This is a genomic window from Lentibacillus sp. L22 (genome assembly GCF_040812445.1).
Classification (GTDB): Bacteria; Bacillota; Bacilli; order Bacillales; family Amphibacillaceae; genus Lentibacillus_C; species Lentibacillus_C daqui.
Genome location: NZ_JBFNXI010000014.1, coordinates 1 through 14,421, shown reverse-complemented (window position 1 = coordinate 14,421; position 14,421 = coordinate 1). Strand labels below are relative to the sequence as shown.

The following is a 14,421-nucleotide window of genomic DNA, read 5'->3' as shown; positions in this document are numbered from 1 at the left end:
TGCAGTATGCCATTGATGCCCACAGATTATAAGCACATCCTTTCATTCATTTCGCTTTCAAAAGGAATTCCGGTAAAAATCCCTGCAATATTACTTCCATTTTACAGAGTATTCAGCTCTATTTAATCAGAAAATTGTATTGCATCTGCTGCCTTTTCATCCGTTTTCTGCATCGTTTGCACCGACCGAATTGTAGCCTCTTTATTGTTAAGCAACAATGACTGATAGGATCCGATGATATCATCCAGCGCTTGATTAATCGTATTCAGTTTATCGGCCATATCAAGTTGATTATCATCCGCAATCATAACATGGATCGATTCCAAGGCTTGACCCGATGACTCCATTTCATTTAGTGTCTGCTCCACGTCCGCAAAACTAATCTTTACTTCTGTACCCATGGATTACTTAACTCCCCCTTCGCTGTGACCGCAAATCACTTAACAGTCTGTTTTTGGATGCATAATCACTTTCCATATCGCCAATTGATGCGCGTATTTCCTCAATTTTATCCGTTAACAGGAAAATGATATGATCTAGTTGCTGATCCGGGATGGATTTATACGTTGCCTTAATTTCACCGTTTCGGAACCCATCAAATTGATTTGCCTGTTGCCCATTCCACGTACGCCTCGACAAGTCCGGGTCGAGGCAGTACCGTTGATTGACCTGGAATTCCTCTTGATAATCTTCAAGTTGTAGATGCGTTGTTTTTAACCGTTCTAATTCGTCACGTTTTTGGATAAGTTGTTGATTCATGGAGTAAATGGTGCTCTGAAGGGTTGTGATTTGCATATCAATTGTATCATTCATTTCTTGTTTCACCGCCTGATCTGCTTAAATCTTAAAGTAGAATTATTTCTCAGCCATCTACACATTATATGGTATTATCACCCTAGGCAACAGGGGTAGAACGTACTGTTTTTTAGTTCAAATAAATTAGGCATTAAGCCTCATTTATTCAAGTGTTTTTCATGTGCGAAAACAGGGAAAACTATTGATACATCAAGCACAACATTTCAGGTAGATGTCTGGCACGCATATGATTGACGTAAATTCAAAAATTGGTCGGTGCCTTATGCAAATTATTCAGTGAAAGGATGATGTTAAATGAATAAACGCTTCACTTTAAAAACAAACCGGCATTCGGAAATGATTGAGATTACACCTACGCTAGAGCAGTGGCTTCGTGAAATGAAAGTAAAAGATGGCATTTTAATTGTTTCATCCTTACACACGACAGCTGGGATTACTGTGAATGAAAATGCCGACCCCGATGTCAAAACTGATATGCTTATGCGGCTCGATGAAATCTATCCATGGAACCACCCACAAGACTTGCATGTCGAAGGAAATACGGCAGCCCATTTAAAAACGAGTACTGTTGGACATGCCCAAACCATCATTATTTCTGACGGGGAACTCGTACTTGGTACATGGCAAGGGGTATATTTTTGTGAATTTGACGGGCCACGCAATCGAAAATATCATGCGAAATTGATCGCCTGATGATTTAACAAAATCATGGAACGGCTTCAACCGAATTCGCGCAAAGTGCAGGGCTGGAATTAAAAATATAAATTAAATTTTATCGGCGGTTTCAGCTCATTTTACGGCGGTTTACATATTTTTTACGGCGATTCCGATATTTCATGGAGGCGGAGGCCAACGTTAGAAAAACTTCCCCACCTCCGCTAAAACAAAAAGGGCAGCACGTTGTCACAACGCACCGCCCTCTATCATTAGTCAAGCTCAATCTCCGTCACCTGATGATCAACCAGTCGGGCTCCCTTGATTGAAACAAGGTCACCTCCTGAAGTTGTAAACACATCCTGGCTGATAATCTCATCCATTGCGCTTTTAACAGCTGCTGGATCAACTGGTTCCACCGGTTTATCCAGCGAATAGGTAACGGTTTTGCCATCTTCATTTAAAAATTTCAACTCAAGCTTTTTCACGTTTCCACCTCCTCTTTACCCGCCATGTATGAGCCCCGGTCCTGAACCTATGACTCCATAATCTGGGAGCTGTCTTTACGTTCGATGTCGTAAAGTGGAAGCTCCTGCAATTCGACAAAAGCATGGGCTAGGGCATAAAGCTGATCAGCAGTTGCTTCAGGCTTGATATTATTGAAGCTCTTCGTCTTATAAACCTGCTTCCCTGAGTCCATATCCAGGCCATCGTCCAGGATAATTTGCAAAGTGGAACTATACAATTCTGCTACTGCCATGTTCATCTCCTCCTTTCACAACTACAATCGTTTGTGGATGGAGAAAGGTGCCATGTGATTAGTAAATTTAATATATACCATTACTGCCGTGCCCTCTATTTTAGAGAAAGAGACGATAGCTAAAAATGAAAAAGCAGCGAACAAGTTACCCGATCCGCTGCTTTTTCAAGGATACATCTCTCACTACACACGCTGTCCTGCTTTCAATCACGTTTTAAAATCACTCGCCCCATAAACGCAAATACTTTCAAAATTCGTTTCAATCGTGTTGGCTGTTTAATCAAACGATACAGCCATTCCAGATTAAGCGAAATCCAAAATTGCGGAGCCCGTTTTGCCTTGGTCACTCCGGCAATCGTATCAAAACTCCCACCTAACCCGATAAACAATCCCTTGGAAAATTGCTGTCTGTATTTGGCAATCCATTCCTCTTGTTTGGGAAATCCAAGCGCAACAAAAATGATGTCAGGATTGGTGCGCTCCACCTTAGCAGCAATTTCCGTGTCATCCAAATCAAAAAAACCATGATGGTGTCCGGCAATCTTCAAATCGGGATATTTATGTTTGACTTCTTTTACCATCTTTTCATTGACAGTTTCTTCAGCACCCAGAAAAAAGCAGCGGTATCCCCACCGTTCTGCATGATCAAGCAAATCAAGCATGAGATCAAAGCCGGGAATTCGCTCCGGCAATGGTTCTTTTTGATATTTTGCTGCCATCAAAATGCCTGAACCGTCCGGAACTACATAATCGGCACTAAGAACAATCTCCTTATAGGCTGGGTGTTCGCGGGCATGCATTACGATTTCCGGATTAGCCGTAACTACAAATGTATTCTCCTGATTCGCGATTCTTGGTGCAAGGTATTTTTCAAGAAATTCCTGCTTCGTTGTATGGATAAATGGGATGCCCATAATAGTTACTGAAGTCCTGGAATTCGTCATATTTCGCAACCTTTCTATTGAAAACTCAGCTTATCGCCCTCTATCTAGCTGAAGCCATCGTTTTTTATAATTTAATTCCTTTTGCCCTCGACAAGCGTTAAAAGTAGCGACCATGTTTGTAACAATTTACATATAAGGTGCAAAATTGTTATCAAATTTTAATTTACTGCTGATTGTTTTTCTAGTAAAATTAATGATAGCTTTCGAATTTTATGTAGAAAATACTCGAAATTATCATATCATGTATCATTAGATTTTTCTAACGCATTTTGAAATATAGCTAAATATTCATGCATAATACTAATATATAGGTATTACGCATAAAAGGGGAATGAATATGTCCAATCAAACACGTTTTGTGCGACACAGAAGAAAACGTAAACTGCGGAAAAAGGTTGTTTTCATCCTTGTCCCATTTTTATTAGTATTTATCGGAGTTGCTACCTATGGCACATATCTATATATGAAAGCCGGCTCTGTTTTCTCCGAGTCATTTCAGGATGATGGAAGGGAGAAATCAAGTTTACGTGAAACAAAAGTTGACCCCTCCATCGATAATGTATCCGTTTTGATCATGGGTGTAGATGCCAGTGATGTTCGTGATAATAAAGATAGCAACAATTCACGTACGGACACATTGATGCTTGCCACATTGAACAAAGATGATAAAAGTGTAAAACTGCTTAGCATTCCACGTGATTCCTTTGTTTATATTCCTGAAGCGGGCTTTCAGTCAAAAATTAACGCCGCTCATGCCTATGGCGGACCAAAGTCAACGATTGAAACTGTGGAGAACCTGCTGAACATTCCTGTAGATTATTATGTCAAAGTAAACTTCGAAGCATTCATCGATGTGGTTAACGCAGTCGATGGTGTGGATGTTAATGTACCATACGAAATGTATGAACAGGACTCCAAAGATAAGGCGAACAAAATTCACTTGCTCCCGGGAAAGCAGAAATTAAATGGTGAAGAGGCTTTGGCATTTGCCAGAACAAGAAAACAGGATAATGACATTGAACGGGGCAAACGGCAACAGGAAGTAATCAAAGCCATCATGAATAGGGCAATATCAATGAATTCCATCTTAAAATATGACGATGTTATTGAAGCAGTTGGCAAGAATATGACCACCAACATGACATTCGATGAAATGAAAAGCTTTATATCCTATGGAACAAGCAAAGATTTAGACATCGAATCACTAACATTGGAGGGGCAGGATTACCAGCCAGCCAATGTCTATTATTACCAGCTGGATGAAGTGGCACTGGAAGAAACACAGCATATACTAAGAAAACAACTGGATTTGTCTGATTCGGTGAGTGCAACCGCGGGTGACGATAACAACGTGGAAACAGGCACTGAAGCAGGAACAGAACCGGAGACGAACCCGGATTTGACCTATTAATATAAACAACCCGCTAGTTATAAAACTAGCGGGGTTTTTTACGAGATAAGAAGATATGAAAATTCTGGGTTTATGGCCGTGTCCGACTCCATAAACAAGTCTGATTTGAAGCTTGTAGCCAATCATCTCGCACACGATCAATAGCAGCAACCCACCCGAGCCACTGCTATTTATGCTTCAACCCTTTCACCAAATTTGTCAAAGGTTTATATTCAGCATTGATTAATTCCAGATTTTCAATTAAAAATTGTACTGCTACCAAGGAAATCGCGAAAATCAGCAGCGATCCCCAAACTGTTGTCATCGAGAATAAAATTGCTGCAACACTAAACATACCACTAAGCGTGTAGATAATTAACACAGTTTGCTTATGGGTAAATCCGGACTTAACCAAGCGATGATGCAAATGTGAACTGTCCGGACTCGATATCGGCTGTTTATTAATATACCGGCGAACCATGGCAATCAAGGTATCGGAAATCGGCACACCCAAAATAAAGATCGGAATGATAAACGAAATAATCGTTACATTCTTAAACCCGAGCAGTGCCAATACTGCAATCATATAACCTAAAAATAATGCACCAGTATCTCCCATAAAAATTTTGGCCGGGAAAAAGTTATATCGTAAAAAGCCAACTGTGCTAAAAAATAGGATCAAAGCTATCGTCGCTACATAAATATTGCCCATAATTACGGCCATTCCGGCAATGGTAAATAAGGCAATTGCGGATACCCCGCCGGCAAGCCCGTCCAGGCCGTCAATCAGGTTAATGGCATTCGTAATCCCGACAATCCAAATAATCGTAACTACTGAACTTAAAAAGCCAAATTCAATTTGTCCACCAAACGGCAGGTTAATAAATTCCACCTGCAGGCCGCCCCAGAAAACGACTAGACAAGCAGCTCCCGTTTGGGCTATAAATTTAACCTTTGGAGAGAGGTCAAATAAATCGTCAATACAACCAACGAGCACCATAACAAAACCGCCACAAAGAATGGCAATATGGTATTGATTGATCGGTTGTAGTATACATAAGCCAATGAGGAAACTTAAATAAATGGCGATTCCACCCAGCGTTGGAATCGGCGCTTTATGAACTTTTCGTTGATTTGGTTTATCTGTTGCGTTAAACTTCAATGAAACTTTTATCAAAATCGGCGTTATGATTAATGAAATGAACAGTGTTAAAAAGGCTAATCCCACTATCTTTATCACTTAGCCCACCCCGTTTGCCAGCATTTACGCATGCAATTTTTATTTTCACCATCTGCCTGCTTCTTATTTCTATACTATATATATTCGGCCTTTACACCAGAAATCTGTATGCAGGTACTCAAATCCATCTGCTTTTTATACTGTCATTTACATGTTCCATACTTAAATATATATTATAAACGTTTTCAGCAAAAATCTCCAATGAAAATTTACTTGATGCATGAGATTTGAGCTTTTCCCCCATCGATTGCAGCATTCCCCTATCACGAAAAACCATCGCCTCTTCCATCGCACTGGTCAATTCCCGGATATTTCCCGGACTCGTACGCCATCCGTATGATTTGTCACAAAGTAATTCCGCTACACCGCCAACATCTGATGCGATCACTGGTGTTTTCGCCCGGGCAGATTCCAGCAATACGAGCGGAAAACTTTCGCTTAACGAGGTTAGCATCGTGACATCTGCCATCCCGTAAAATTTGTCGATATCCTGTCTGTGCCCGAGGAAATGAACATGATTTTCGATGCCCAAATCGCGTGCAGCATCTTTTAATTTGTCGGTAAGGGAGCCGTCACCCGCCAGCAGCAAGTGACAATTTGCATGTCCGGCTAGTAATTGTGCCAAAGCTTCGAAGGCAATTTGGTGACCCTTTACCGGTTCCAGCCTTGCTACCATCAAAAATAAAAAATCATGATTAGAGAAACCAAAGTCGTCCCTTACATGTGGGGAATCAAGCTTTTTCCGAAAGTCAATGCCGTTTAATGCGGTGATAATTTTCCTGTTTTCTACCCCGGCACCGTTTAAATTGGTACGGAATGGTTCAGAAATTGCAATCACACGATCAGCATGCCGAATTGCATTTAAATGGATATGGCTGAGGAAATTCCCGTACAGCCCCTTCCCCATAAAGTCGTGGGCTGGATCACTGTGAACTGTAACTATCCAATGGAAGGAAGCCATTTTCTTTAATATCTTTGCGTACACATTCGCCCGTGGCCCGTGAGTATGAACGAAACGAATGCGCTCTTTTTTGATAAAGCTGGCAATTTTACGCATCAGTGGAATACTTAATTTCAGGTGATTGGAAAAATAAACGGTCTGAATCCCCCATTTTTTCGCCTGTTTGAGCAGTTCGCCTTTTTCTAAAACACCTAAAACAAATTCATCCCGGTTAAATTCTTTTAACAGCCCCAGAATATGATGCATCCCGCCGCCTGTTTCATTTCCGGCATTTAAATGTAAAATTTTCATATGTAACTTTCACTACCTTTTATTGAATCTGTTTACAGGTTGCCCAAGGATGGCTGTTTTCATGCTTTTTTAGGGGATGCATTTGCAATGTAGTTCGTGCTTTTGTTGAATCCGGGCTGTATGTTTTAGTATTATCGGCGGGTTTTTCTTTCCGTAATATGGCGAAAGAACGCCCGCTTCCTATAAGCCTCCTATGCATATTTGTTACATAACTGCCCATAATTGTGAATATGGAATGATCGTGACATGAAAGGACTATTCACATGGAAATAATAGAGAAGCGGGAAAAGTGGATTTTTTTATTAATTATCATTCAGCCGCTTATAGATATTGCGACATCTATTTCCAGCTACCATGGGATGACTGTTACAATCGGTTCCCTTTTTCGGGCAATTTTAATGGCTGGGTTGTTTATTTGGATGATACGCTTCATATACTTATATAAACAGGAACAGGTATGGGCTTTTTTTGCATCCTATTTTGCGATTATACTGATGCTGGCCATAACGATGCTATATAAACCCCAACTTAACTTGTTTCAGGAAATAAATTTTGCGATTAAAACCGGCTATTACCTAGTCATGATTCATGTATCAATCCTTTTACTCAAACAAAGAATATTATCAAAAGCAACCATATACAGGGCGGCAGCGGTTACAAGTCTGATCGTTGGAGTCAGTTACTGGCTGGCCATTGCAACCGGCACAGGTATTGACAGTTACCGCTATGGGAGTGCGGGCTTTTCCGGGTGGTTTTTCGCTGCGAATGAATTGAGTGTTATTGTCATTGTTCTGCTGGGATTAAGTCTGGTTCACCTTACCTATAAACGAACATATCTCTCCTGGTTTTCTTTAGCATTCATGATCAGCATGGTGCCAATGATCGGGACAAAAACAGCTTTTGTAGGTGGAGTCGCCCTCCTATTAACAGGTGTGAGATATATACTGCTTTTTATTCGGCACGTTGGGAGAGAAAAAAGCGCCATTCTTTTCCTGGCAATCGTTATCTTATTCATTTGTCTTATTCCAAAAACACCGATTTTTTCAGCAACGGGACAGTTGGGACATGGGGCGGATCATAAAACAGAGCAAATAGAATCTGTCTCTGATCAAACCGAAACCAAAAGTCCAACGAATATCCTTAGTTCTCGTGATATGTATCTGCAACAAACAAAAACAGAATTTGCCGATGCTACGGTGGCAAGGAAATTATTCGGACTAGGGTTTGCTGGTGATAATCAAGATGTTGAGAAGTTGATTGAAATGGACTTCTTTGATTTATTCTTTGGCTATGGTATTATTGGCAGTTTTTTATTAGTCATGCCGCTCATCTTTTTAGTCAGTAAGCTTTGCAAAAACATGTTTCCATTTACCATTAGAAAACTTATTTTGGCTTGTACACTCGGATTATGCCTTGGTATAGCTGCATTAGCCGGTCATGTATTATTTGCGCCATCTGTTATGACATATGTAACCATTGGTATGATTGCTTTAGTTCGGGAAAATATTGAGGTGGGAAAATATGACGTCCCCTAATATAGTCAGTATTATTGTACCTGTATACAATGCTGAGAAATATCTTAGCAGATGCATCAGCAGTATTTTGCAACAGACATACAAGCTGATTGAAGTGATCTTGGTTAACGATGGATCTACCGATGACAGCGGGCTTATTTGTGAGCGTTACGCCAAACGGGATCAGCGGGTGCGGGTCATTCATCAGCCAAATGCCGGACCATCCGTTGCGCGTAACGGTGGTATCAAAGCAGCAACGGGACACTTTATTCAGTTCGTCGATGCCGATGACCATCTGGAACCAACCATGACCCAACGTTTGGTGGAAGCGATGAAGCCCGGTATTCAGATGGTTGTTTGCGGATATCATATTGCCCAAAAAACAATGAAACAACCGATTATCCCATCCATTACTGGCATCTTTTCCAAAACAGACTTCATGCAGCATATCGGGGAACTTTATAAAAACATCATTCTTCCTTCACCCTGTAACAAACTATATGATGCTACTCTGATTAACGATTGCCATATTCAATTTGACAAACATTTTTCCATGGGTGAAGATCTGCTGTTTAACCTTGGTTATATTGAAGCATGTGAGCAGATCCATATCATCACCGATCCATTATATACGTATTGTATTAACCAGGATTCATTAACGAAAGCGTTTAAGAAGGACTTGATGGAAAACCAGCAAGTACTGCTTGTTCGGGTCAAAGATTATCTGCGTAAAAAAAACTGTTTCACCGCGGATAATCAATATTTCATGGCCATGATTCAAGCCAATAGCATTGTGAATGGTCTGAACAATCTATTTCACCCAGACAGTCCGCTTACATCCAGACAAAAAAAACAAGCAATCAACGCTATCGTTACCGCAAGCTATGTACCCATGGCCCATTTTTCCGACACCTTGCAAGCTCGTTTAGTTGGAAAACTGGTTAAACGTCAAGCGATACATGCCATATACTGGTTTTTCGCTGCAAAAAACCTGCTCCACCAACGCCTCCATCCCGTATTTAACTTGCTGAAACAACTCAACTAGCCGGCGATAAGATGAGGGGGGCATGCCGGCATGGATATAAACGGTTCTCTTGATTTTCCGGTTTAGGGCTTGGGCAGCAACTATTGAGATGATGGCACAAATTCCAAAGTGCGATGGACCGAGAAAAGGTTTTTTCCTAATTTTGGGGATCGCTGATATAAATGCTGAAATCGCTGATAAAGCACGTAAAATCGCCGATATAAGTGCTAAAACCGCTGATATATCGTGCAAAGTCGCTGATATAATGCAAGAAATCGCTGATATATTCAATCACCGTTCACCAATTTAAGAAAACTTGTACCAAACAATGTCTTTAGCATCTTCGGTTGTTTGGACCTGTAAAATGGCATGACTTTTCATGTCTAAAACAGTCTGTATTGTGCAACCATGCAGGTATAGTAATCCCGGGATTGAATCCCCTTGTTAAAGCGAGGAATGACCAGCATGAAAAAGGTGATCATTTATGCGTACACACAATTTAATCTGGGTGATGATTTATTTATAAAAATACTATGCGAACGCTATCCGGACACACAGTTTCTGCTTTATGCGCCACGTGGTTACCAAAAATTATTTCACATGTTACCGAATCTCCGGGTTTTCCCTAGCGATACATTATGGTTTCGTGGCGTCCGTTTATTATCCCGGAAACTTCATCTGGAACATGTTTTATGTAACATAATTGCCAAAAACTATGACATGGCAGTTTACATCGGGGGATCTCTTTTCATTCAAGGTGAAAATTGGAAGAAGGAGTTCAGGAACAATAAAGCATTAAAGTTAACAAATAAACCATTTTTTCTATTAGGGGCAAATTTCGGACCCTATGATGACGATGAATTCTATATAGCATATAAGAAGCTGTTTCATACATATACAGATATTTGTTTTCGCGACCGTCATTCACTTGAACTGTTCCGTGACTTGCCACAAACACGAATGGCAGCTGACATCGTCTTTCAATTGCAAATGCCAACAGCCAATACACAGGAAAAAATGGTCGTCCTAACTGTAATTAAGCCATCGATTCGCAAGCACTTGGTAAATAGTGATCAGCTGTATTATCAAAAAATGAGTGAGGTTGCGATTCACTTTATAGAGAGAGGATACCAGGTAACGCTAATGGCCTTTTGCGTAATCGAACAAGATGATGAGGCTCTCACTGAAATCAAACAACGTATTCCAAAACATTTGATCTCAAACGTCGCAACCTATGTATATCAATATCATATAGATGAAGCACTGCAAATTCTGGCACAATCCAGCTTTATTGTCGCATCCAGATTCCATGCGATGATTCTTGGCTGGGTCATGGAAAAACCAGTATTTCCGATTGTGTACAGCCGAAAAATGACCAATGTTATGCAGGATTTACATTTTACCGGGAAATACTGTGATTTCGACGCATTGCATACATTAAAAGCAAATGATGTCTTTGCCAGCTTAAACAACAGTACAATCAATGTTTCCAATCCCGTGAAGGAAGCGGAGGAGCACTTTTTGCATTTGGATAAATACATGAAATAGTTGTTTTGTCCGGGATATTAAAAAACATCTACAAAAGGAAAGACGTTGTATGGCAAATGGAAACAATTTATTAAAGAATACAATACTCTATGCGGTTGCTAATTTTGGCTCAAAAATACTCGTCTTTTTCATGCTCCCACTGTACACCCGTTATTTTACAACTGCAGAATACGGACTTTGGGATGTTGTTGTAACCACAGCAACATTGCTCGCACCATTTATTACATTTGAATTAGTTGCTGGGGTTTACAGGTGGCTGCTCGGGGAAACGGATGAAAGCAAAAAGCAACAGATTATTACCACTGGAGCAGTCATCATTTTACGTAACCTGCTCCTTTTCAATGTGGTTGCTGTGGCCGTACTCCTATTGACTTCCATTCCATACGGCTGGCTTGCATTGTTATATGTAGATATCTCCATTGTCGTCAGTTTTATTCAGCAATGCGCAAGGGGGCTTGGGTACAATAAACTATTTGCCCTGATTGGGGTTCCGCAAACAGTGATCACAGTGGCGCTAAACCTTGTTTTTATTCTGATTTTCCATTTACGGCTGGACGCATTTTTCTATTCGGCTATTATCGCTGGGATTGGAGTCACAATTGTTGGCTGGCTGACCATGAAATTTAGCCATTACTTATCAGCCAAGGCTTATTCCAAAAGCATCATCAAGTCCCTGCTCATCTATTCGATGCCGATCATCCCCGGGGCTGCCAGCTGGTGGGTAATGACTATGTCGGATCGGTATTTTATCACAGTATTTTTAGGGATGGACGATAATGGAATTTATGCGGTTGCGAACAAGATCCCCGCCATATTGATGATGATCAGCTCGGTCTTTTCGCTTGCCTGGAAAGACAGCGCGATCTTAGCGTATGATTCCATAGACAAGGATAACTATTATACAAACGTTTTTCATCATTTTTTCCGGTTAATGACCACATCAGTCATTTGCCTGGCATTGTTAACCAAACCTGTCTTGGCCATCTTCATTGCCAATAATTTTTATAGTTCTTGGAAATATATCGGATTTCTCTTGTTGGCAACGCTGGTAAGTGCATTCTCACAATTCTGGGCAGCTGGATATCACGGCGCCAAAAAAACCAACCTTATTTTCATTTCATCCTTGGTAGGCGCGGCTATTAATGTATTGGTAAACCTGCTATTGATCCAGTATATTGGGTTATATGCGGTAGCGATTTCGACCTTTGTCGCCTTTCTGGTCATGTGGCTTATGCGTGTATATTTTGCCGGGGCGTATTTCCATATTCAAATGAATTACCGGGACATGGCTGTTTTATTACCACTGACAGCAATCGCCATGATTGTTCCGTTTATCTTTAACTGGGTTGGGATCGTGATCAGCATTTGTCTGGCAATCCTGGTTTTTTTCATATACAACTGGGGATTAATCACATTAGTATATGAAAATATGAAGGAGATAGCCGTCAAATGGAGCCGGAAAACTGCGGAAAAGTGACTACGAATATTTGAAATCCAGTCTGATAACCCAAGACGTAGAAAGTCTTGGGTTATCGTGTTACAACGTCTCCCGCAACCGTTCAACTTCTTCACTGTCCAAATGCGTCACTTCCGCGATCAGGTCAATGGACATCCCTTTTTTCAACATCTCACATGCTACTTCTTTGGTTCTAACTTCCCCCAGCCTCAATCCCTCACAACAGGTCAATGAATCCACCAAGGTCGATTCATAAAGCAGCCTATTTTGCTAAAAAACTATTTGACAAACGGAAACTACAAATGTAGTATTACATATGTAGTTTTAATTTATACCCTTCATTTTATGGAGCACGAAATATCATCCGGGTTTGATTGGCCGCCAAACCTGATATGTATAACTAACATAGGAAGGTAAATAAAAGATAGAAAGAGGTTTGATTTTAATGAATTTAAGGAAACCAATCTTTGGTACATTTAAGAAATTGGTACCTGTACTGCTTCTCTCATGTGTGGCACTTGCAGGTTGTTCAGAGGATAGTGCTCAACCCGATCCATCCGAATCAAAAAATAATAATTTTGCCAAACTGGAAGACAAATTTGATGCCAGACTTGGTATCTATGCGCTTGATACGGGTACAGACCAAACCGTCACTTACCGATCAAATGAGCGTTTTACGTATGCATCCACACATAAGGCTTTAGCTGTAGGTGCACTGCTACAGCAAATATCAATAGAAGACCTTAACCAAAGGATCACCTATAAGCACGATGACCTTGTAAATTATAATCCAATTACAGAGAAGCATGTTGATACAGGAATGACGCTGAGAGAACTATGTGAGGCTTCCCTAAGATATAGTGATAATACAGCAGAAAATCTTATCCTTAAGCAGTTGGGTGGACCTGATGAACTTAAAAAAGCACTCAGAGAAATTGGCGATGACGTGACAAATCCTGAACGATTCGAGCCGGAGTTAAATGAAGTGAAACCTGGTGAAACCCATGATACTAGTACACCCAAGGCGCTTGCTAGCAGTCTCCAGTCCTTCGTAATTGGTGACGCACTTCCAAAGGAGAAACGTTTGCTTTTAACAGATTGGCTTAAGGGAAATGCCACTGGTGATACATTGATTCGTGCAGGAGTACCAAAAAACTGGGTTGTAGCGGATAAATCTGGGTCAGCATCATATGGAACACGAAACGACATTGCTGTTATTTGGCCCCCGAAAAAAGAGCCGATTGTTTTAGCCATTCTTTCCAGCCATGATGAAGAGGAAGCGGATACTGATGATAAACTTATTGAACTGGCAACAAAAGAAGTAATCGACATTCTTAAAGCTAAATAATTTACCCCAACTGAATCATTATGTGGCTTGAAATAAAGTTGCACCACCTTAGCCCTTTGGGTATGATGTATAGTAATAGAAGAACTTCCTAACGATGCAACTTATGAGGATATTATGGAGGAAATATATATTCAATCTAAAATTGACGCTGGATTAAAACAACTTGATGACATAAACAAAGCAATGGATCCAAGACACCCGTCATGTCCTGGATCCATTTCTTTTATTCCAGCGTTTTCAGCAACCGTTCAATCTCCTCATGTTCCAAATGTGTTACTTCCGCTATTAGTTCAATGGACATCCCTTTTTTCAACATTTCAGTCGCTACTTCTTTGGTTCTAATTTCTTTGCCAATTTCTTTCCCAATCTCTTTCCCTTTCTCAATTCCACGCTCTTCATACGAAATCGGCAGCTCCATTATTTTTTCCGCATCAGGCAACTGTTTGATTTCCTTCGCCATTTCTTCTTCCTCCTT

At 40.6% G+C, this 14,421-nt stretch carries 16 protein-coding genes and 1 pseudogene; 8 read left to right on the top strand and 9 right to left on the bottom strand.

Translation table 11 applies throughout. The features are described from left to right. Window positions 1-122 precede the first annotated feature (122 nt). Window positions 123-401 (bottom strand): DUF5344 family protein, encoded by a 279-nt coding sequence (locus ABRT01_RS08635; protein ID WP_269410412.1) that lies wholly within the window; start codon window positions 399-401, stop codon window positions 123-125. A 7-nt stretch (window positions 402-408) separates the two neighbouring features. Then, window positions 409-825 carry a YwqH-like family protein gene (locus tag ABRT01_RS08630; protein ID WP_269410413.1) on the bottom strand — a complete coding sequence of 139 codons (417 nt, stop codon included), beginning with the start codon at window positions 823-825 and terminating at the stop codon, window positions 409-411. Between the two features lie 285 nt (window positions 826-1,110). Here ABRT01_RS08630 and ABRT01_RS08625 point away from each other — a divergent pair, with 285 nt between their 5' ends. After that, window positions 1,111-1,509 carry a secondary thiamine-phosphate synthase enzyme YjbQ gene (locus ABRT01_RS08625; RefSeq protein ID WP_269410414.1) on the top strand — a complete coding sequence of 133 codons (399 nt, stop codon included), beginning with the start codon at window positions 1,111-1,113 and terminating at the stop codon, window positions 1,507-1,509. A gap of 233 nt (window positions 1,510-1,742) precedes the next feature. Here ABRT01_RS08625 and ABRT01_RS08620 read toward each other — a convergent pair whose 3' ends face one another. From ABRT01_RS08620 to ABRT01_RS08610, 3 genes are all read right to left on the bottom strand, one after another. Beyond that, entirely contained in the window at window positions 1,743-1,958 is a 216-nt protein-coding gene (locus tag ABRT01_RS08620) for a DUF2922 domain-containing protein (protein WP_269410415.1), read from the bottom strand. A 47-nt stretch (window positions 1,959-2,005) separates the two neighbouring features. Then, complete coding sequence (locus ABRT01_RS08615) at window positions 2,006-2,230, bottom strand: DUF1659 domain-containing protein (RefSeq protein WP_367746816.1); 225 nt, start codon at window positions 2,228-2,230, stop codon at window positions 2,006-2,008. Window positions 2,231-2,433: 203 nt separating this feature from the next. Beyond that, window positions 2,434-3,174, bottom strand: coding sequence for a WecB/TagA/CpsF family glycosyltransferase (locus tag ABRT01_RS08610; RefSeq protein WP_269410417.1), 741 nt, complete (start codon window positions 3,172-3,174; stop codon window positions 2,434-2,436). Between the two features lie 337 nt (window positions 3,175-3,511). Between ABRT01_RS08610 and ABRT01_RS08605 the strand changes: the two genes are divergently transcribed. Continuing rightward, window positions 3,512-4,585 carry an LCP family protein gene (locus ABRT01_RS08605; protein ID WP_269410418.1) on the top strand — a complete coding sequence of 358 codons (1,074 nt, stop codon included), beginning with the start codon at window positions 3,512-3,514 and terminating at the stop codon, window positions 4,583-4,585. Window positions 4,586-4,751: 166 nt separating this feature from the next. On the opposite strand, the gene ABRT01_RS08600 is transcribed toward ABRT01_RS08605, so the two are convergent. Next, window positions 4,752-5,795, bottom strand: coding sequence for a glycosyltransferase family 4 protein (locus tag ABRT01_RS08600; protein WP_269412621.1), 1,044 nt, complete (start codon window positions 5,793-5,795; stop codon window positions 4,752-4,754). A gap of 127 nt (window positions 5,796-5,922) precedes the next feature. Continuing rightward, window positions 5,923-7,056 (bottom strand): glycosyltransferase family 4 protein, encoded by a 1,134-nt coding sequence (locus tag ABRT01_RS08595; protein ID WP_367746815.1) that lies wholly within the window; start codon window positions 7,054-7,056, stop codon window positions 5,923-5,925. A gap of 263 nt (window positions 7,057-7,319) precedes the next feature. Between ABRT01_RS08595 and ABRT01_RS08590 the strand changes: the two genes are divergently transcribed. From ABRT01_RS08590 to ABRT01_RS08570, 5 genes are all read left to right on the top strand, one after another. After that, window positions 7,320-8,591: an O-antigen ligase family protein gene (locus ABRT01_RS08590; RefSeq protein WP_367746814.1), complete on the top strand. Its 1,272-nt coding sequence runs from the start codon at window positions 7,320-7,322 to the stop codon at window positions 8,589-8,591. Further along, window positions 8,578-9,615: a glycosyltransferase gene (locus ABRT01_RS08585; RefSeq protein WP_367746813.1), complete on the top strand. Its 1,038-nt coding sequence runs from the start codon at window positions 8,578-8,580 to the stop codon at window positions 9,613-9,615. The genes ABRT01_RS08590 and ABRT01_RS08585 overlap by 14 nt, the downstream gene beginning before the upstream one ends. 88 nt (window positions 9,616-9,703) lie before the next feature. Continuing rightward, complete coding sequence (locus tag ABRT01_RS08580; protein WP_269410422.1) at window positions 9,704-9,904, top strand: hypothetical protein; 201 nt, start codon at window positions 9,704-9,706, stop codon at window positions 9,902-9,904. Between the two features lie 155 nt (window positions 9,905-10,059). Then, entirely contained in the window at window positions 10,060-11,142 is a 1,083-nt protein-coding gene (locus ABRT01_RS08575) for a polysaccharide pyruvyl transferase family protein (RefSeq protein ID WP_367746812.1), read from the top strand. A gap of 49 nt (window positions 11,143-11,191) precedes the next feature. After that, the gene (locus tag ABRT01_RS08570) at window positions 11,192-12,619 is read left to right on the top strand and encodes a lipopolysaccharide biosynthesis protein (protein WP_367746811.1); all 1,428 of its coding nucleotides are present in this window, start codon (window positions 11,192-11,194) and stop codon (window positions 12,617-12,619) included. A gap of 60 nt (window positions 12,620-12,679) precedes the next feature. Here the strand turns inward: ABRT01_RS08570 and ABRT01_RS08565 are convergent, their stop codons facing one another. Continuing rightward, window positions 12,680-12,829 carry a hypothetical protein gene (locus ABRT01_RS08565; RefSeq protein ID WP_367746810.1) on the bottom strand — a complete coding sequence of 50 codons (150 nt, stop codon included), beginning with the start codon at window positions 12,827-12,829 and terminating at the stop codon, window positions 12,680-12,682. A gap of 214 nt (window positions 12,830-13,043) precedes the next feature. Between ABRT01_RS08565 and bla the strand changes: the two genes are divergently transcribed. Continuing rightward, complete coding sequence (gene bla, locus ABRT01_RS08560) at window positions 13,044-13,946, top strand: class A beta-lactamase (RefSeq protein ID WP_269410426.1); 903 nt, start codon at window positions 13,044-13,046, stop codon at window positions 13,944-13,946. A gap of 223 nt (window positions 13,947-14,169) precedes the next feature. On the opposite strand, the pseudogene ABRT01_RS08555 reads toward bla, so the two are convergent. Then, a pseudogene (locus ABRT01_RS08555) lies at window positions 14,170-14,421 on the bottom strand (hypothetical protein); the annotation flags it as partial.